22 protein-coding genes are annotated in these 19512 nt (G+C 35.9%); all 22 read left to right on the forward strand.

The features are described from left to right. Positions 1-14 precede the first annotated feature (14 nt). The 22 genes from rplI (at position 15) to rng (ending at position 19472) form a co-directional block, all read left to right on the forward strand. Positions 15-467: a 50S ribosomal protein L9 gene (gene rplI, locus Q5N69_RS05350; RefSeq protein WP_304367829.1), complete on the forward strand. Its 453-nt coding sequence runs from the start codon at positions 15-17 to the stop codon at positions 465-467. A gap of 310 nt (positions 468-777) precedes the next feature. Next, positions 778-1677, forward strand: coding sequence for a hypothetical protein (locus tag Q5N69_RS05355; RefSeq protein ID WP_304367830.1), 900 nt, complete (start codon positions 778-780; stop codon positions 1675-1677). After that, a complete protein-coding gene (locus Q5N69_RS05360) occupies positions 1674-2297 on the forward strand; it encodes a PilN domain-containing protein (protein ID WP_304367831.1) in 624 nt (207 codons plus the stop codon). The genes Q5N69_RS05355 and Q5N69_RS05360 overlap by 4 nt, the downstream gene beginning before the upstream one ends. Continuing rightward, positions 2290-3003, forward strand: a complete 714-nt coding sequence (locus tag Q5N69_RS05365) for a hypothetical protein (protein ID WP_304367832.1) — start codon at positions 2290-2292, stop codon at positions 3001-3003. The genes Q5N69_RS05360 and Q5N69_RS05365 overlap by 8 nt, the downstream gene beginning before the upstream one ends. Further along, entirely contained in the window at positions 2996-3307 is a 312-nt protein-coding gene (locus Q5N69_RS05370; protein ID WP_304367833.1) for a hypothetical protein, read from the forward strand. The genes Q5N69_RS05365 and Q5N69_RS05370 overlap by 8 nt, the downstream gene beginning before the upstream one ends. Positions 3308-3327: 20 nt before the next feature. Then, positions 3328-5046, forward strand: coding sequence for a pilus (MSHA type) biogenesis protein MshL (gene mshL, locus Q5N69_RS05375; protein WP_304367834.1), 1719 nt, complete (start codon positions 3328-3330; stop codon positions 5044-5046). Positions 5047-5051: 5 nt separating this feature from the next. Beyond that, the gene (locus tag Q5N69_RS05380) at positions 5052-5954 is read left to right on the forward strand and encodes an ExeA family protein (protein WP_304367835.1); all 903 of its coding nucleotides are present in this window, start codon (positions 5052-5054) and stop codon (positions 5952-5954) included. Further along, positions 5951-7132 carry a lipopolysaccharide assembly protein LapB gene (locus Q5N69_RS05385; protein WP_304367836.1) on the forward strand — a complete coding sequence of 394 codons (1182 nt, stop codon included), beginning with the start codon at positions 5951-5953 and terminating at the stop codon, positions 7130-7132. Before Q5N69_RS05380 ends, Q5N69_RS05385 begins: the two co-directional genes overlap by 4 nt. A gap of 2 nt (positions 7133-7134) precedes the next feature. Continuing rightward, positions 7135-8850: a GspE/PulE family protein gene (locus Q5N69_RS05390; RefSeq protein WP_304367837.1), complete on the forward strand. Its 1716-nt coding sequence runs from the start codon at positions 7135-7137 to the stop codon at positions 8848-8850. Positions 8851-8858: 8 nt separating this feature from the next. After that, positions 8859-10097, forward strand: coding sequence for a type II secretion system F family protein (locus Q5N69_RS05395; protein ID WP_304367838.1), 1239 nt, complete (start codon positions 8859-8861; stop codon positions 10095-10097). Positions 10098-10131: 34 nt separating this feature from the next. Continuing rightward, the gene (locus Q5N69_RS05400) at positions 10132-10632 is read left to right on the forward strand and encodes a hypothetical protein (RefSeq protein ID WP_304367839.1); all 501 of its coding nucleotides are present in this window, start codon (positions 10132-10134) and stop codon (positions 10630-10632) included. 102 nt (positions 10633-10734) lie between these two features. Beyond that, positions 10735-11358, forward strand: a complete 624-nt coding sequence (locus tag Q5N69_RS05405) for a type II secretion system protein (RefSeq protein ID WP_304367840.1) — start codon at positions 10735-10737, stop codon at positions 11356-11358. Between the two features lie 46 nt (positions 11359-11404). Beyond that, entirely contained in the window at positions 11405-11914 is a 510-nt protein-coding gene (locus Q5N69_RS05410) for a type II secretion system protein (RefSeq protein ID WP_304367841.1), read from the forward strand. 174 nt (positions 11915-12088) lie between these two features. Continuing rightward, entirely contained in the window at positions 12089-12616 is a 528-nt protein-coding gene (locus Q5N69_RS05415; protein ID WP_304367842.1) for a type II secretion system protein, read from the forward strand. After that, positions 12606-13181, forward strand: coding sequence for a prepilin-type N-terminal cleavage/methylation domain-containing protein (locus tag Q5N69_RS05420; RefSeq protein ID WP_304367843.1), 576 nt, complete (start codon positions 12606-12608; stop codon positions 13179-13181). The genes Q5N69_RS05415 and Q5N69_RS05420 overlap by 11 nt, the downstream gene beginning before the upstream one ends. After that, a complete protein-coding gene (locus Q5N69_RS05425) occupies positions 13181-14041 on the forward strand; it encodes a PilW family protein (protein WP_304367844.1) in 861 nt (286 codons plus the stop codon). Before Q5N69_RS05420 ends, Q5N69_RS05425 begins: the two co-directional genes overlap by 1 nt. Beyond that, the gene (locus Q5N69_RS05430; protein ID WP_304367845.1) at positions 14031-14501 is read left to right on the forward strand and encodes a hypothetical protein; all 471 of its coding nucleotides are present in this window, start codon (positions 14031-14033) and stop codon (positions 14499-14501) included. Before Q5N69_RS05425 ends, Q5N69_RS05430 begins: the two co-directional genes overlap by 11 nt. Before the next feature lie 344 nt (positions 14502-14845). Continuing rightward, entirely contained in the window at positions 14846-15889 is a 1044-nt protein-coding gene (locus Q5N69_RS05435; protein WP_304367846.1) for a rod shape-determining protein, read from the forward strand. Positions 15890-15933: 44 nt separating this feature from the next. After that, positions 15934-16860, forward strand: a complete 927-nt coding sequence (gene mreC, locus Q5N69_RS05440; protein ID WP_304367847.1) for a rod shape-determining protein MreC — start codon at positions 15934-15936, stop codon at positions 16858-16860. Next, positions 16860-17339 (forward strand): rod shape-determining protein MreD, encoded by a 480-nt coding sequence (gene mreD / locus Q5N69_RS05445; RefSeq protein ID WP_304367848.1) that lies wholly within the window; start codon positions 16860-16862, stop codon positions 17337-17339. Before mreC ends, mreD begins: the two co-directional genes overlap by 1 nt. 43 nt (positions 17340-17382) lie before the next feature. Beyond that, entirely contained in the window at positions 17383-17997 is a 615-nt protein-coding gene (locus Q5N69_RS05450) for a nucleoside triphosphate pyrophosphatase (protein WP_304367849.1), read from the forward strand. Next, positions 17994-19472 (forward strand): ribonuclease G, encoded by a 1479-nt coding sequence (gene rng, locus Q5N69_RS05455; RefSeq protein WP_304367850.1) that lies wholly within the window; start codon positions 17994-17996, stop codon positions 19470-19472. Before Q5N69_RS05450 ends, rng begins: the two co-directional genes overlap by 4 nt. Positions 19473-19512: the final 40 nt, after the last annotated feature.

Below are 19512 nucleotides of genomic sequence, written 5' to 3' on the forward strand. Positions count from 1 at the left end.
AAGGGGTTTTGAAAATGGAAGTAATCCTTCTTGATAAAATCGCCAAATTAGGCGGCCTTGGTGACAAGGTAACAGTTAAGTCTGGCTACGCACGTAACTACTTATTACCAAAAGGTAAGGCAGTATTTGCATCTTCAGCTAACGTTGAGCACTTTGAAGCTCGTCGCGCTGAATTAGAAGCTAAATTAGCTGAAACTTTAGCTTCTGCTGAAGCTCGCGCTGCTAAGTTAACTGAACTTGCTGAAGTTACTATTGCATCGAAAGCTGGTGAAGAAGGTAAATTATTCGGTTCTATAGGTACTCGTGACATCGCTGATGCAATTACAGAAGCTGGTGTTGAAGTAGTTAAAGCTGAAGTTCGTTTACCATTAGGCTCTATCCGCGAAACTGGTGAATTCGATATCGTAATTCACTTACATAATGATGTTGATACAAGTATCAAGATTGTTGTTATCGCTGAAGCATAATTTAAAAACTATTTAGTTAGTTCTTAAATTAAAAACCGTATTGTGAATAACAATACGGTTTTTTTATGTCCAAAATTTCAAATAAATTCGTTTTTATTAGAAAAACTCTGCGTATTTAATAAATTTGCGTTACAGTTAACAGTAGGTTTTTGAAATATACGTATATTATTAATTTAATTACTTTCTATTTAGTTAATTTAACTTTTATTAAAGTTGTGTAATAAGTTTATTAAAAACTTGCGTCAATTAACGAATAGAGGATAATGGAAATTAGTTAATTCGTTATAAATAAACAATAAAAAATACATAAATGTCATTTATACATAAAATTAATAAGCTATTTTCTAAAAATAAATCTAACGACATTATAGGTGTGAGTTTACAGCCTGACTCGTTATCTTATTGCTATCGTCCGTTAAACGCCTCTCCAGTTTGTCAAAATATTACCAAGCCAAGGATGTCTGCTTCGTTTTCAGCTTTAGCCGATGAAGTTGGAGGTAATGGGCTTTGCCATATTGTTTTGTCTGCAGGGCAATATCAGATAGTACAAGTCGACAAACCTAATGTTCCTGATACTGAAATTAATTCAGCATTGAAATGGCAAGTGAAAGACTTAGTTCCGTTCAAACCTGATAATATGGTTGTTGACTATTTTGATGGTCCTCAGTTATCTAATAATGTAGAAAAAATTAATGTGGTATGTGCAGATCTTAAAGAGCTAACTGCTATTGTTGAGCATGTCACTCAACATCAGTTAGATATTGCTTTAATTACAACCGTTGAGTTTGCTTTTGCTCAATTAATTCCTCAAAGTGATGTTGCCACTTTACTTGTTTGCCAGCACGCAAATGAAGACCTGTTAATCTTGATTGTTAAACAAGGTAAGATTTTCTTTCAACGTCGCATACGTGGTTTAGCACAAATTTCTCATAAAACTGAAGAAGAACTTCTTATGGGATCTGTTGATATGCTGAGCTTAGAAATACAACGTTCTACCGATTATTTTGAAAGACAATTAAAACAAGCGCCTATCAAAGAAATTCAAGTTATTTTACCTATGGATAACGAAGCCTTTTTAGTTCGTAAAGTATCAGAAAACACCAATGTTCCTGTAAATCTTTTGTCTATGCCTGAAGGCTTTGAAGAATATCGTAAATTTCCATGCGCTGTTGGTGCTTCTATGTTGTCCAGCATGGAGGTAGATGTATGACAAACGTTAATACAGCGAAGCACAGTATAAATTTACTACAGCCAGAGTTGATTCCAGTAAAACCATTATGGTCATTGAAGCGAGTTTGTATTGTTTGGGCTGTTGTAACTGTTGCGATGATTGGCTGGATTTTATTTAGTCAAAATCAGCTACAAAAAGCTGATGAGCGCTATGCTCAACTAAAAAGCGAAAAAACAATCTTAAATGAACAAATGTCACGCTTACAAAATGAATTGGAAGCTCACAAACCAAGTAATAAATTAAAAGATAAAATTGACTTACTTACACTTATTTTAAATAACAAAACTCGATTACATGAAGAGTTAACAGACACAACAAAAACTCAAGTTGCTGGTTTTGCGCAGTCGATGACAGAGCTTTCTCAAAACCATCACAAAGGCATTAGTTTATCGGCAGTAGGTATCAATAATAATGCTATGGTTTTCTCTGGTTTAACTAAAAACCCACAATCTGTCCCTGCTTGGTTGGCAGGGTTTGAAAACTCAACTTTCTTGTCTGGCAAAAGATTTATTAATTTTGTGATGCAAGAAAATGAAGATCAAATTATCGAATTCACAGTAAGTTCTAAAGGTGATTTGAGGACTTTAAGAAATGAGTAAATGGCAAGAGTATTCAGATAAATTCGAAAGTGTTTCCTCAAGAGAACAATATTTGATTTTAGCTACTGGCTTAGTGGCTATAATTTTTATTTCTTTTAGTTTATTTATTGATACCTCTTTAACTAAAGTTGAAGACATTAATGAGAAGTCAGGACGTTTAGTTACAGAAAATCAATCGATTAAGTCATCAATTTCTATTTTTGAAGAAGCATTAACTGAAGATCCTAACAAAGCTTTAAATAAGCAAATTTCGGTCTATGAAGCAAAAGTAAAAGAAGTTGATGATAAGTTATTATTACTGACATCTGAGTTGATTGATCCTATTCAAATGCGATTTGCACTGCTTGATATGCTTAAAGTACAAAAAGGTGTATCACTTATTTCCTTTGAATTATTAGGTGCTAACCCCTTAATGGATAAAGACGGTGATTTAGCTGATAAAAATAATAAAGAAGAACAAGTTACCGCCGATAACCTAGAAGATAACGCAGAGCTAGAGTCTACGATAAACTTATATCAGCATGGTATTCGTCTGAAATTAACCGGTAAATATTTCCAACTACGCGATTATTTAACACAATTAGAAGCCATGCCATGGAAGTTTTTTTGGAAAGACTTTCGCTACACAATTAAAGAATATCCATTAGGTGAGCTAGAAATTGAATTGTATAGCTTAAGTACAAATAAGGAGTTCATAGGTGTATAAACTTATATTAATGACTCTGTTAGCAACTTTCTCATTACACAATCAAGCACAAAACATTGATCCTACCAAGCCTTTGACCGGTTCTACTCATGTAGGTAAAGAAGAATATAAAAAAGGATTGAACTTAGAAACTATTATTTATAGTACTAAAAATAAGTCTGCAATTATAAGTGGAAAGTTAATGAAGGTGGGTGATTATATTGGTGATCATGAGTTAATCACTGTTAATGCTTCACATGTGATATTACGTTCAGATGAAGAGCGTATCAAACTATCAATGTTTTCTAATGTTGTAACTAAATAACCATGAAAAGAAACAATCATATGAAATTGTCAAAATTGAGTTTAAATAAGTGTTTAATTTCCCTTTTATCTTTAACGGCATTTGGCTGTCAAACCGTTCCTGATGCACCAACAGAGATCAATAATGAATTAGATAAAGCAATTCAAGAGTCGACTCAGCGTAAAGCACCTAAACCATTAACTCAGTTACCTAGTTCAGTTCAACAAGAATTGATGCAACAAAGTATGCAAACGGCAAAAAATGGTTTACTGGCTGAAAAGCGTTTAGAAATTGCTGCAAGCGAAGTGCAAGCAAGAGATTTTTTTGCTGCTTTAGTTGATGATTCGTCATATAGCATAGCTGTACATCCTGATGTAGAAGGTACTATCACCTTAAATTTAAAAGAAGTTACCGTTCAAGAAGCACTTGATGTTATAGAAGAACTTTATGGGTTTGATATTCGTCGCCAAGGCAATATTATTCAAGTATATGCTGCTGGTATGCGCACAGAGACAATGCCATTAGATTACTTATTTGTTTCTCGTAGTGGTACTTCAAGTACTAATGTAAATTCAGGTGGTGTTTCAGAAAACGATCCTAACTCTAGCGGCTCCTCTAACAACAGTAATTCAAGTAACAGTAGTAATAGTTCTAATAATCAAAATAATAATGGTCAAAACGGACAAAGTAGTAATGGTGGTAGTGGCACCAATATTTATACAAGTAATGAATCTAATTATTGGGAAGAATTAAAAGAGAATTTGGCTTCTTTAATTGGTGTTACAAGTGAGAACTCATCTGATAGTCAAGGACGTTCAGTCATTGTTTCTCCGCAAGCAGGTTTAGTTACTGTGCGAGCCTTGCCTAGCGAGTTGGCTGCGGTGAAGAAGTTTTTAAGTGATTCGCAAGAGCACTTACGCAGACAAGTTATTATTGAAGCAAAAATCATGGAAGTAACCCTTAACGATGATTATCAACAAGGGGTTAAATGGGATCAAGTATTAGGCCATGCAGGTTCTACCGATCTTACCTTTCAAACCACAGGAAATGTTGTTGGCAACGCGATATCTGCAACCTTAGGTGGTATAAGCGGATTAAGTTTTACTAATGCAGACTTTTCTGGCGTTATAGAGCTATTGTCTACTCAAGGTAATGTGCAAGTTTTATCAAGTCCTCGCATTACAGCAACGAACAATCAAAAAGCGGTTATTAAAGTAGGTGAAGATGAGTATTTTGTTACTGAAATATCATCAACTACAACAACAGGTACTGCGACTACCACAACTCCTGAAATTCAATTAACACCATTCTTTTCAGGTATAGCATTAGATGTTACTCCTCAAATCGACAAAAATGGTGAAGTTATTTTACATGTTCACCCGTCAGTAACACTTACGGATGAACAAACTAAAACTATTCGTATTGGTGATGATGAATACTCATTACCTTTAGCACAAAGTAGTGTGCGCGAATCTGACACAATTATTCGTGCTAAGTCAGGTGAAATTGTTGTTATTGGTGGTTTAATTGAAACCCGCAAAGAAGATTTAGAATCTAAAACTCCATTATTAGGCGATATTCCATTTTTAGGCGAGTTATTTAAAAGTAAGAGTGAAACAACCCAAAAGAAAGAGCTAATTATTATGCTTAAACCGATAGTGGTTGATCAAGATACATGGAAAACACAATTACAGGACGCTAGAGCATTGTTAAAACAATGGTTCCCTGAAGAAGTTGAAAACACAAATAGCGAACAGTAAAACCTATGTATTTGTACCACTTTGGTTTACGCGAGTTACCTTTCACGCTGACACCAAATACTAACTTTTTTTTAGGCTTAGAGCCTCATAATGAGGCCTTAGCTGTACTACTTACCGCACTAAAAACAGGCGAAGGTTTCATTAAAGTGATTGGCGAAGTAGGGACAGGGAAAACCTTATTATGCCGGAAACTACTTAACGAAATTCCAGATCACTTTGTTACGGCTTATATTCCTGATCCTTATTTGAAGCCGGACGAACTAAGGCGAGCTGTTGCCCTTGAATTAGGTGTAAAACAAGCACAACGTATGTCAGTTCAACTGCTTACGCAGCGTATCCAACAGAAAGTTATTGAACTACATAAAGAAGGGCGATCAGTTGTTCTTATATTGGATGAAGCTCAAGCTTTACCAGAGGAAAGTTTAGAAGCATTAAGACTTTTTACTAATTTAGAAACGGAAACAAGAAAGCTTTTACAAGTGGTTTTATTTGCGCAGCCCGAATTAGATGAACGTTTGAGTCAGACAAACTTTAGGCAACTCCGTCAAAGAATTACTTTTGCTTATAAGCTTAGAGCTATGACAAGTATTGAAGTTCAGCGTTATATTGAGCATCGTTTGAAAATCGCTGGGTACAAAGGTGCAACATTATTTAATACAAACCTTTGTAAAAAAATAGCCAAGGCAACACAAGGCATTCCTCGGTTAGTGAATATTTTATGCCATAAAATGTTAATGCTAACTTATGGGCAAGGACATTATCAAATTAATACAAAACATTTAAAAGCAGCCATTGATGATACAGAAGATACCGCTTTACCAAGCATTAATCTAAGATGGATTTCCACTAGTTTATTACTGATGGTTGGTGTTGTTAGCGCTTATATATTTTGGAGATATCAAGCGTGAGTGTTATTAACCAAATGCTAAAAGAGCTAGAGGAACGTAACGATCCTCAAGGCAATAATCCAAATGTTGCTGCATCGCAAAAACAACCTGTTGGTTTGTCTAAAGTTCAGATTGCGCTAATTATATTGTTAATCGTTTTGATAAATATAGGTGGGATTTATGCTTGGAGTTTGTATTCTGAAAACCAGGATTTAAAACAATCCGTTTATAACAGTTCACAAATAATTGCTGATCATGAGAAGCTTTCCAGTCAAGAAAAACAAAACACTATAATTGAAAGTGTAAAAACAGAATCACCATTAATTCAAGAACAAGAAAAAAGATCTGTAATAACGCATACTGACAATAAAACTGTTGATCATGTTGTTGAAAATCAGCCTCTTAATAAAGTTAAATCAATAACTACACAACAAGGTGAAAATGCTCACCAAGTTCACGCTGTGGGAAATCAAACACAACAGGTTAAAGCCGTAGTAAAACAAGAAAAGATTGTTATTACACCGTTAAACGATAATATTAATGCTCAAGAAGATCAAAAAACGTTACTCAACGAAATGTCTGTGCCAAAAGAGAAACAAGCTTCTTTAAGTATTTCTCGTAGTCATTTATCTGCAGAGCGTGTTGTGCAAAACAAGTTACAAAAAGCTGAGCGAGCAATTACAGATAACGAAGTGACTAAGGCTGAAAAACTGTTTGAAGAGGTCTTACTCATTCAGCCTGAGCATAAAGATGCACGAAAACAACTGTCTGCTTTATGGTTTGGTCGTAAACTTTATCGCCCAGCTTTAAATTTACTATCACAAGGGATGGATATATACCCTGATGATATTGATTTTAGGTTAATGAAAGCTCGTATTTTATTAAATCAAAACAATAATAAAGAAGCGCTTTATGTACTTAATGGTTTTGCAACTGCTCAACATGTCGAGTATCAAGTACTATTAGCCAATACAGCACAATTGGTTGGCAACTCAGACAGCAGCATCTTAGCTTATCGTCAGCTTGTAAACTTAGAGCCTCATCAAGGTAAATGGTGGATGGGGTTAGCTGTTGCACTTGATCGCGATAGTCAATTTGAAAAAGCAAAAACAGCATATAAAATGGCTTTGTCTACCCAGAATTTATCTAGTAATTCTGCGCAATTTATTAGACAAAGAATGTCAGAGTTAGGAGAATAATAATGGCGGCACCTAAATTAAAAATGCGCTTGGGTGATTTATTAGTACATGAACATATCGTGACTAATGAACAGTTAATGCAAGCACTAAATAGTCAAAAATCTACAGGTAGAAAACTAGGTGATACGCTGATTGAGTTAGGTTATATCGGCGAAAAACAATTACTAGAATTTTTGGCTCAGCAACTTGGGGTTCCATTCCTTGATATTAGCCAAAGACGTATTCCTTCAGAGGTTGCATCATTATTACCAGAAGTACACGCTAGACGTTTACGTGCATTAATTATCGAAGATTTAGGCGACTCTGTACTCATAGGTATGAGTGATCCTGCTGACTTAGGTGGTTTAGACCAACTTGAGCAGATGCTTGCGCCAAAACGTTTAGAGTTAGCGGTTGTAATGGAATCACAGCTTTTTGAAGCTTTTGATGGTTTATACCGAAAAACTGCAGATATAGAATCCTTCGCAAGTCAGTTAGAAGAAGAGTACGATCAAACAGCAGATTTTAATCTAACCACATCTTTTGGTGATGAAGGTGGCGATGCTACGGTAGGCAAGTTGTTACAATCGGTATTTGAAGATGCGATCCAAATGCGTGCTTCAGATATTCATATTGAGCCTGATGAAAATCAATTACGTATTCGCCAACGTATCGATGGTGTTCTCCAAGAAAATATTTTAAAAGAAAATAAAATAGCATCAGCCATGGTGTTACGTTTGAAATTAATGGCTGGCTTAGATATCTCAGAAAAACGTTTACCGCAAGATGGTCGTTTTAACTTACAAATAAGTGGTCATAATGTTGATGTTCGTATGTCAACAATGCCAGTTCAGCATGGCGAATCAGTTGTAATGCGTTTGCTTGATCAAACGGCAGGACTGCTGACTTTTGATGAAACGGGTATGCCTGCAGATTTAATTGCACGTATACGTCATCAAATTAGCCGACCGCATGGCATGGTGTTAGTTACTGGGCCAACAGGTAGTGGTAAAACAACCACTCTTTATGCAGCCTTGAGTGAATTAAATCAATCAAGTAAAAAAATTATTACCGTTGAAGATCCCGTTGAGTATCGACTACCTCGTGTTAACCAAGTTCAAATTAACAGTAAAATAGACTTAACGTTCTCCGCTGTATTAAGAACCGCATTACGACAAGATCCCGACATTATTATGATTGGTGAGATGCGAGACAAAGAAACTGTTGAGATAGGCTTAAGAGGAGCATTAACGGGGCATTTAGTTTTATCTACACTTCATACTAACGACGCTATAACCAGTGCCTTAAGATTAATTGATATGGGGGCTGCTGGATTCTTAGTTGGTAGTTCATTAAGAGCGGTTATTGCTCAACGACTTGTACGAAAAGTATGTGATAGCTGTGCAATCGATTATGAGCCTAACAGTCAGGAAAAACTCTGGTTAACTAATTTAGTGGGCGAGAATGCGACATCCCATCAGTTTAAACATGGTAAAGGTTGTCAGAGTTGCCAGTACACAGGCTACAGAGGTCGAATTGGTGTGTTTGAGCTACTTGAAATGAATGAACCTATGATGACGGCACTTAAAAAAGATGACTCTGAAGGTTTCGCAAAGCTAGCTAAAGCTAATCCAACCTTTACGCCATTGGCTATCGCCGCCTTTGATTATGCAACTCAAGGGATCACAAGTGTAGAAGAAGTTCTGCGTTTAGTTGAAACCGTAGATGTGACAGGATAAGAAATAATATGGCAGCGTATAGTTATATTGGCCGAGATACTAAAGGTTCTCAAATTAAAGGAAAGTTAGAAGCTAAAAGCTCAGCTGCGGCAGCAGAACAACTTTCTCGCCAACAAATTATACCTATTTCTATTGAAGAATCTAAAGATGGAGGGAAACAAACTAGTTTAGGTCAAATAGATATTAATGAACTGCTTGGGTTTGACTTGGTTTCCCTCGATGATCTGATAATATTTTGTCGTCAAATGTACGCCTTAATGCGATCGGGTGTTCCTATATTACGTGCTATTAATGGTATGGCTGATTCAACTACCTCTGAAAAACTTAAAGCTGCGCTGATTACTGTTTCAGATCAGCTTGAAGGTGGTTACACACTTTCTACAGCAATGAATCAACATCCTAAAATTTTCCCTCCGTTATTTATTTCTCTTGTACATGTAGGTGAAAATACAGGTAAGTTAGACGATGCTTTTGCGAAATTAGCCAGCTATTTTGATCGTGAGCAAGAAACCCGTAAAAGAATTAAAAGTGCCTTACGTTATCCATCATTTGTACTTATAGCAATTGTTATGGCTATGGTCATTCTGAATATTTTTGTGGTACCCACATTCGCGAACATGTTTACCAAATTAGGCGCAGACTTACCTGTGGCGACTAAGATATTGATCGCCAGTTCAGACTTCTTTCTCAATTATTGGCCTCACTTATTAATTGGCTGTGTATTTGCTTTTTTTGGGGTTCGTCATTACGTGAAAACAGATAAAGGTAGATATTGGTGGGATAAACGAAAAGTTAATTTACCTATAGTCGGTAGTATTATAGAACGTTCAATTTTATCAAGGTTTTCTCATAGTTTTGCTATTGTATTACGTGCGGGTGTGCCCATGACATCAGGGCTGAATTTAGTATCAGATGCTGTTGATAACAGTTATATGAAAGAAAAAATATTAACCATGCGTAAGTCAATTGAAAGTGGTGAAAGCCTTTTGAGATCTGCAGTCTCAAGTAGTTTGTTTACGTCACTTGTATTACAAATGATAGCAGTTGGTGAAGAAACAGGGCGCGTAGATGAACTACTTGAAGAAGTAGGTGAATACTACGAACGTGAAGTAGATTACGAACTAGGTAATTTAACTGCGAAGATTGAGCCTATTATGATAATGATTGTTGCAGGAATGGTACTTATACTCGCTTTAGGTATATTTACACCAATGTGGGATATGATGTCAGCATTCCAAGGTAAATAATGATGAATACAGCTTTTATAATTAAAGAGTAGCTATGTATAAACATAAAGCTTCCAATAAAAAACAAAGAACATTAGCCGAAATCGTGATAATTGTTGTTTTGTTAGCTATATTAATGATGAGCTTTATTCATTATTTCTTTAAACAAGAAGATCAACTAAAACAAGTAGGGTTTAATAAAGTAACTCAAAGCTTTGCAGGTAAAGTAACAGCAGTTCACGCGCAATGGTTTATGGATAAGCAACCTAATATTGTTAAAGCGGTTTTTGATAATAAAGTTCAGCCTATAAAAGTAAATAGTAAAGGCTGGATAGATACAACGGATGATGCTCTTGCTTGCGCAAAAATCTGGGACATAGTGATCATGGAGCCTATGGTACTCATGAAAATGCCCATAGCCGCTGTAGAAGTTAAAAAGCATAATATGGATACAGGTAGAATTTGCCAATTTGAATTACCCTTGGGTGAATATTTTCAATATAACTCACAAAATGGCAAAGTTAGCGGTACATTATCTCGAAATTATGAGCCGTGAAAATTATATATTGAAACAAATATACTTACCCTATAGGGTAACGTAGTATTGTAAGTAAATCGTTGTTACAATTAATTTAATGATAAAAGTTATGGTGTTATGATGAAAAAACAATCTGGTTTTACACTAATAGAATTAGTGATTGTGGTTGCTATTTTAGGTTTCTTAGCGGCAACTGCTATCCCTAGGTTTCTTGATTTAACAGATCAAGCTAAACAAGCTAATATCGAGGGTATGGCTGGTGGTTTTGCTACCGCAGTTTCTCTTGCAAGAGCGCAATGGGAAGCTGAAGCTCGACCGACAGATACATCAGATCGAAATGTTGTTGATTATGATGGTACCTTTGTTCTTTTAACTACTCAAAATACAACTTCTGGTATTCGAGCTGGTTACATTGTAAGTTCAGTATCTGGAATTAATAGTGGTGAAACATTAGTGACGGGTTTCAGTGATGCCAATTGCTTAGATATAATCAATAGCATATTGCAACAACCACCAAGAGCTACATCATCTATTACAACGTTAAATGATGTCAACTCAACTGACTATTATGTAACAAATTCAGGGAGTGGTGCTGATGCTTTATGCCATTACTTCCTAAAAGAGACATTAAATAAAAATGCTTCAGGAGAATTTGTTGAACCATCAGGAACAATAACTGAAGTAGGTAATAGCTTTACGTATAAACCAGCAACAAGTGAAGTTGTTGTTTATATAAATATTTAATCGTAATAAAAAACATAATAATCACTTTTTAACTGTAGGTACTTTTATGAAAATAATAAATCAATCTCCTCTAAAAACTCAGCAAGGTTTTACACTCATTGAGTTAGTTGTTGTCATCGTTATTTTAGGTATTTTAGCTGCAACAGCAGCACCTAAATTTATCGATTTAACGGGTGATGCTCAAGCTTCAACTATTAAAGCGGTTAGAGGTTCTGTAGAAAGTGCAACAACTATGGTGCATGCTAAAGTTTTAGTGAAAGGAGCTACAGCAGAAGCAACAGTCGCTATTGATGATTCAACAACAATAGCTATAGTTAATGGTTGGCCAGCAAGCACAGTGGCTGCTTGGGGTGATATCTTAGATATTAGTGCTAATGACTTTTTATCTGCGGTTGATGGCACGACAGGCACTGATGGACGTATTGTTTTTTACCCAGGTCCTACAGCAGTTGCTGATGCTGCAGCTGCAGTAACGGCAGGATGTTATGTTTCTTATACAGAAAGTGCAAGTTCAAATACACGACCTGCTATTTTGGCCGTAACTGATGGTTGTTAATAGTTTATAAGTTTTATATAAAAAGAGAGCATAGGCTCTCTTTTTTTTTATTCATTTTTTTAGATTGATATGGCGTTTCATAAATTACTAGCTGATATTTCTTGGATTCAAGATACTAATTTATGTACTATTCTTATATTAATTATTTAAGACAATTATTTATGTGCAGTATTCATGAGTAAACCAAATAACATTTCTCTACATTCTCAATTAAATTGTAAAACTTTTGTAGGTCTCAAGAAACAGACCACTAAAGGTTTTACCATTATAGAGTTGGTACTTGTTATTGTACTTATGGGAATTCTTGCCGTTTCAGTTGCGCCTAAAATGTTTAACTCTGGTGGATTTGAAGAGTACGCTTATCAAGCTGAGCTTGTTGCAACACTGAGAAATATTCAGCTACGTGCTATGCAGCAAACAGAAAACTATGTTAATAATTATGGTGATGGTTGCCATACTGTTGTTGTTACTTCAAATAAAGTAACGGTCAGTTCTAGTTGTAATATTAATACTGGTAACTTAGATGTTCCAACTGTTGAAATAGATAATGCTCACAGCCTTTCATTTTCTCCTGCAATGTCATTTACTTTTGACTCTATGGGGAAGCCAAGTTCCTGTAATAACCCTTGTCAGATTCAACTTGTCGCTAACGACAACTTAAGTGTGGTAATAGAGTCGGAAGGTTTTATTCATGCGCAATAAAAAAGCATCAGGTTTCACCCTTATTGAACTGGTTATTGGCATTGTGGTGTTATCACTTTCTTTCACTGTGCTTTTCCAAATGATATTGCCTACAGCGACACAAGGTGCTACCCAAATACATCAAATCAGAGCGGCTGAATTAGGTCAATCCATAATGAGTGAAATCATGGGTAAAGCGTTTGATGATAATTCAGATATGATGGGTGGAATGCTTCGTTGTGGAGAGGATGCAGATAAAGATGGAAATATTGATCAAGCATGTACGATCATATCTGGCGATGAAACTGATAGCGAAGAAGGTAGTAACAGAAGTTTATTTGATGATGTAGATGATTATAATTATTATCGTAATAACTCTCTTGTTGAAGATTCTTTGAGCAGTAACTCTGATAACGATCTCGCTGATCTTTACAAAGGCTTCACAGTAAATATAAATGTCATCAATGATGGTGATTATGATGGCGTTACAGATAATGTTTATAGCATTGCCAAATTAATCACACTCACTGTAAAAACAGCTGAAGGTGTTGAAATTACCTTTTCAAGTTATAAGGCTAATTTTTAATGAATCACTTATCAAAAAGTACTGGCTTCACATTAATTGAGCTAGTTACTGTTATTGTTTTGTTAGGCATATTATCCGTAGGTATCAGCGGCTTTTTAAAAATAGGCTCTGAGATGTTTGTCGATGTAAAAAACCGCTCTGAAATTGTTGCCACTGCAAGGTTTGCAATGGAAAGGTTAAACCGAGAATTACGTTCTGCTTTACCTAACAGCGTTGTGAGTAATCCAACTACAGGCTTTGATTCTTCAGAAATTCAATGTATTCAATACACTCCAATTTTAAGTGCTGCTCACTATTTAGATATTCCAACGGTAGACGCCAATGAATTAGAAAATAACACGCTGTCTGTTATCGAATTTAATTTAAATGGATTGGTGTTAGTCGGCACTAGTGATGTAAGAGTTGTAGTCTACCCAATTAAAAGTGCTGATATCTATGATACAAGTAGCAATAAAACTTGGTTATTAGAAAATGCCACTTTAGATGAATCTCAAGCTGTAGGTAATAGTAAACAATGGGATATCAACTTTAGTAATAATGTTTTATTTGAAGCTGACTCTCCTACAAGGCGTTTGTATTTTATTGATAATAAAGTGAGTTATTGTGTGAGAAGGACAGAGCTGAAACGCTTTGTAGGTAACAATCCTTTAGATGAAGCGAATCCTGCCACTTTCTTTAATAATAACGGTGTATTAATGGCGACTGACTTACTGTTTGATACAGCTTCAGGCGAATATCCATTCAGAATATCTGAGGCAACTCAATCTAGAAACTCAATGGCATTAATTAAATTGATTTTCAGCAGAAATGGTGAATCTGTTGTTTTCAATAATGAGGTACATATTCCTAATGCGCCTTAACTCAAAAAGCAAACTTAGCTTGTTATCGTTTCAGCAAAAGATGATAAAGGTCCAAACCGGAAGTTCCTTAGTTCTTGGTATTTTTATTTTAGTGGTTATGTCTTTATTAGGGGCTGCATTGATTGAAATAATGGAAAGCAATGAAGACGCTTATACTTATGAGGTGTTGGGAACACGTGCCTATAATGCTGCTCAATCAGGCATTCAGATTGAAATGCAGCGTGTTTTTCCATTAATTGATGCATCAAATACTAACTCTAGTGTGTGTGACAGTAGTTCGAGGAATGTATCATTTACAAGTATTGATGGGCTGAATGGCTGTTCAGCTATTTTGCAATGCACCTCAATAAGTCATGAAGTAACGACTTCTTATTACACTATTACAAGTGTTGGACAGTGCGATATAAATGGTGAAGTTACATCTAGAACCATAGAAGTTCAGGCTAAAACAATCAATTAATATTAATCGACATCGCTCCTGTTGCCTTACTACAAATTATGTAACAAATTTTAGGTTTTACACTTCTATTTAAATTCATTTCTGAATTTTAATCCTCCGGTTATTGCTTATTCAGCCTATGGAGAATGTAAAATTACAGTCCAACATGTGTCGATGTCTTTAAAATATTATAAAAAATGAAATATTTCTGTCTTTTTGAAAAAAGGTAGCACACATCCGATTGATACTGGGTTATGATTAGCAACTTAAATTTAAATTCTATTTATTTGCGTTTTTTAATATTTCAAACGTGGATAACAGCATGAGTATTTTCTTATGCAACTTGTAAAGGACATTTTCACCGTATGTTTAAAAAATTACGCGGCATGTTTTCTAATGACTTATCAATCGATTTGGGAACAGCTAACACGCTGATATATGTTAAGGATCAAGGTATCGTATTAAACGAACCTTCGGTTGTAGCAATTAGACAAGACAAATCAGGCGGATCAAAGAGTGTTGCAGCTGTAGGTTCGGCTGCTAAGCAAATGCTAGGAAGAACACCTGGCAACATTGAAGCTATACGTCCAATGAAAGATGGCGTTATTGCTAACTTTTTTGTTACTGAAAAAATGCTTCAGTACTTTATAAAGCAAATTCACAGCAATAACTTCTTACGCCCAAGCCCAAGAGTTTTAGTATGTGTTCCTTGTGGTTCTACACAGGTAGAGCGAAGAGCAATTAAAGAGTCAGCAGAAGGCGCAGGCGCACGTGAAGTTTACCTTATAGATGAACCAATGGCAGCGGCAATTGGCGCAGGTATGCCTGTTTCAGAAGCTACAGGCTCTATGGTTGTTGATATAGGTGGTGGTACAACAGAAGTTGGTATTATTTCACTTAATGGTGTTGTGTATTCATCATCAGTACGCATTGGCGGCGATAAGTTTGATGAAGCTATTATCAACTATGTACGTCGTAACTTTGGTAGCCTAATTGGTGAAGCCACAGCTGAGCGTATTAAGCATGAAATTGGTTCAGCTTATCCTGGCGAAGAGTTAGTAGAAATTGAAGTAAGAGGACGTAACCTTGCTGAAGGTGTTCCACGTAGTTTTACGTTAAACAGCAATGAAATTCTAGAAGCACTTCAAGAACCACTAACGGGTATTGTTAGTGCTATTATGGTTGCTTTAGAACAATCACCTCCAGAATTAGCATCAGACATCTCAGAAAGAGGTATGGTATTAACAGGTGGCGGTGCTTTATTAAAAGATTTAGACCGTTTATTAATGGAAGAAACCGGTATTCCTGTTGTAGTTGCTGATGATCCATTAACGTGTGTTGCACGTGGCGGCGGAAAAGCCTTAGAAATGGTTGATATGCATGGCGGCGATTTATTCTCTTACGAATAACATGATCTTAGCCTCAAGTATTCAGCAATGATAAAGCTATATTTATGAGCCCAATATTTAAACATGGCCCTTCTGCTCGGCACCGACTTTTGTTGGTGCTGATCCTTTCTATATTCCTGATATTTTTTGATCACTACATTAGTAGTTTTGAAACCACACGGGGCTATTTACAGTCACTTGTTAGTCCTCTTCAATACTTAGCCACAGCTCCTAAGCGTATGATGACTTGGACTGCTGAGAACCTGACTTCTCGTCAAGATCTGATAGAACAAAACCAACGTTATAAAGTAGATGAATTACTTCTCCGTGAACAGTTAATGCAACTGTCAATGCTTGAGAAAGAGAATACCCGATTGCGTTCTTTACTTGCTTCACCTGTTCGAAAAGAAACAAGAAAAATGGTTGCAGAAGTTATCGCGGTAGATAGTGATCCTTATACTCATCAAGTTGTTATAAACCGTGGCGCCAACGATGGCGTTTACGAAGGGCAACCTGTTGTGGATGAAAAAGGTATCGTTGGGCAAATTCAAAATGTAGGTACCATAAGTAGCCGAGTTATTTTAATTACCGATGTAACTCACGCTGTGCCAGTAAGAGTTAGTCGCAACGGAATACGAATGATCGCTAATGGCACCGGACATATAGATACTTTAATACATAACTTTGTGCCTCATAGTACTGATGTAAGAACAGGAGATGTATTAGTAACTTCAGGTTTAGGCGGGAAATATCCTGAAGGCTATCCAGTTTCAACGATTATAAAGATTAATCAAGATGAAACACGCGCCTTTGCTCAGCTATATAGCAAACCTGTTGCGGAAATAGATCGTTTGCGTTACTTACTATTACTTTGGACTGATGAAGATAATGTATCAGCAAAACAAAGTAATGTAGCTGAAGTAGAGCTCAAAGATAAAGACGCTGAAGCGCTTGAACAACAAAGTACAGATACAAAAAAGGCGAACCAATAATGCTAGCTCATAACGGTATTATTATTTTACTGACACTATTATTGGCATTAATTGCTAGTATTATTCCTATGCCATTGAGTGTGGATGCTTTTAGACCTGATTGGGTGTTGGTGGTGTTAATATATTGGTGTTTAGCTCTGCCTTCACGTGTTAACGTTATTACTGCTTGGGTGTTAGGTTTTATTTTAGATGTTCTTTTAGGTTCGATATTGGGCGTACATGCAGCTGCACTCGCTATTAGTGTATTTATTATTGCTGAGAATTTTCAGAAAATTAGAAACTTTTCTATCTGGCAACAGTCTATAATTGTAGGTGTAGTTGCCGCTTTATATCATTTATTGGTATTTTGGATACAACGATTTCTAACAGATGTTGTTTTTCTACCAAGTTATTTATATCCCGTAATTACAACCATTATTTTATGGCCATGGGCACTGTTTTTATTAAGAAAAATACGTCGCCATTTTCAGATAAAATAGCACCTCATAGCTACTCCTAACCAGATATTAAAAAGACAATTTTATGACATTATCTTTAGTTTTAGCTTCACAATCTCCTCGCCGACAAGAATTGCTTACACAAATTGGTTATACGTTTACCTGTAAACCTGCCAATATCAATGAAGATATTAAAGGGAACGAATTACCTTTTAATTACGTTAATAGATTAGCGATTGAAAAAGCTCAGGCCAGTTTTCAAAATATAGATGCCTTACAACAAGGTTCTACAATTGTTCTAGGATCTGATACCAGTGTCGTTTACAACGATTGTATTTTAGGCAAGCCAGCTGATATTGACGAGTGTATAGCACAACTTCAGATGCTATCAGGAAATACTCATCAAGTATTAACTTCTATCGCAGTAATAAGTAAAGACAAAGTGCTCTCAGACGTAGTAACAACAAATGTTACTTTTAAAGTTTTGAGTTTAGATGAAATTACTCGTTATTGGAATACGGGCGAACCCCAAGATAAGGCTGGTTCGTATGGTATTCAGGGTATAGCCGCGCAATTTGTGACTAATATTTCAGGTAGTTATTCTGCCGTAGTTGGTTTACCTTTGTATGAAACGACTCAATTATTGTCTAAATTTGGTGTAAATACGCCAATACAATGTAGAGCAGAGGAAAAGATATGAGTGGAGAGTTACTGGTAAATGTAACACCTAGTGAAACTCGCGTTGCACTAATTGAAAATGGCACATTGCAAGAAGTTCATGTTGAGCGTGAAGCTAACCGAGGCATTGTAGGTAATATATACTTAGGAAAAATCATTAGAGTATTACCTGGAATGCAAGCTGCCTTTGTTGATATTAGTTTAGACAAAGCCGCTTTTTTGCATGCTTCAGATATTAATTCAAAACTTATTCTTAATAAAGATGACTCAGACAATGATGCATCAAGCGACCAAGTTCCTGATATTCGTACCTTAGTAAGAGAAGGGCAGTATCTTATGGTGCAAGTTGTTAAAGATCCTCTAGGAACCAAAGGTGCACGTTTAACAACTGATATAACGATAGCTGCTCGATATTTAGTATTGATGCCAGAAACAGGTAGAGCTGGTATTTCACAACGTATTGAAGGTGAAAAAGAACGTAATCGTCTGAAAAAAATTATCACTCCATTTTGTGATGATGTGCATGGATTTATCGTTCGAACAGCCGCTGAAGGTGCAGCAGAACAAGAATTAAAACAAGATGCCGAGTTTTTACGGAGAGTTTGGGCAAAAGTCATTGAAAGAAAGAAGCGTAAAGTAACCAAAACAGCAATCTATCAAGATTTATCTCTGATTTTCCGTGTTCTAAGGGACTTTGTTGGAACCGAACTTGAACGTATTCGTATTGATTCAAAACTCACTTATGATCAAGTTATCGAGTTCACGGCTGAGTTTGCACCTAATTTAAGTAATGGTCTTGAGTATTATCCAGGTGAACGTCCGATATTTGATTTGTTTGATGTTGAAAATGAAATTCAGCGAGCGCTACATCGAAGAATTGACTTAAAGTCAGGCGGTTATTTAATTATTGACCAAACAGAAGCCATGACCACGATTGACATTAATACTGGCGCTTTTGTTGGGCATCGTAATTTAGAAGAAACCATTTTTAATACAAATATTGAAGCAACGCAAGCAATAGCAAGACAACTACGTTTAAGAAACTTAGGTGGTATTATCATTGTCGACTTTATCGATATGAATGAGAAAGATCACCAGCGTCGTGTTTTAAGTAGCTTAGATAATGCGATGGCTAAAGATAATGTTAAATTTAGCATCAGTGGATTTTCAGCGTTAGGGCTTGTTGAAATGACACGAAAACGAACACGAGAAAGCCTTGAACATATTTTATGTGGTGAATGTTCAGTTTGTGCCGGTCGTGGCCATCTAAAAACATGTGAAAGTGTTTGTTATGAAATACTAAGAGAAATTGTAAGAGTTAATCGAGCACACGATGCAGACAAATTTATTGTTTATGCGTCTAAAGCGGTAAGCGAAGCTTTGATTAATGACGAATATCATAATCTAGCCGAGCTTGAAGTGTTTATTGGTAAGGATATTAAAATACAAACGGAACTTATGTATAATCAAGAACAATTTGATGTTGTTATGATCTAGCTATAACTCAGCTATAATAGAGTTATAGCTAAATATTTTG

This window comes from Pseudocolwellia sp. AS88 (genome assembly GCF_030551755.1).
Classification (GTDB): domain Bacteria; phylum Pseudomonadota; class Gammaproteobacteria; order Enterobacterales; family Alteromonadaceae; genus Pseudocolwellia.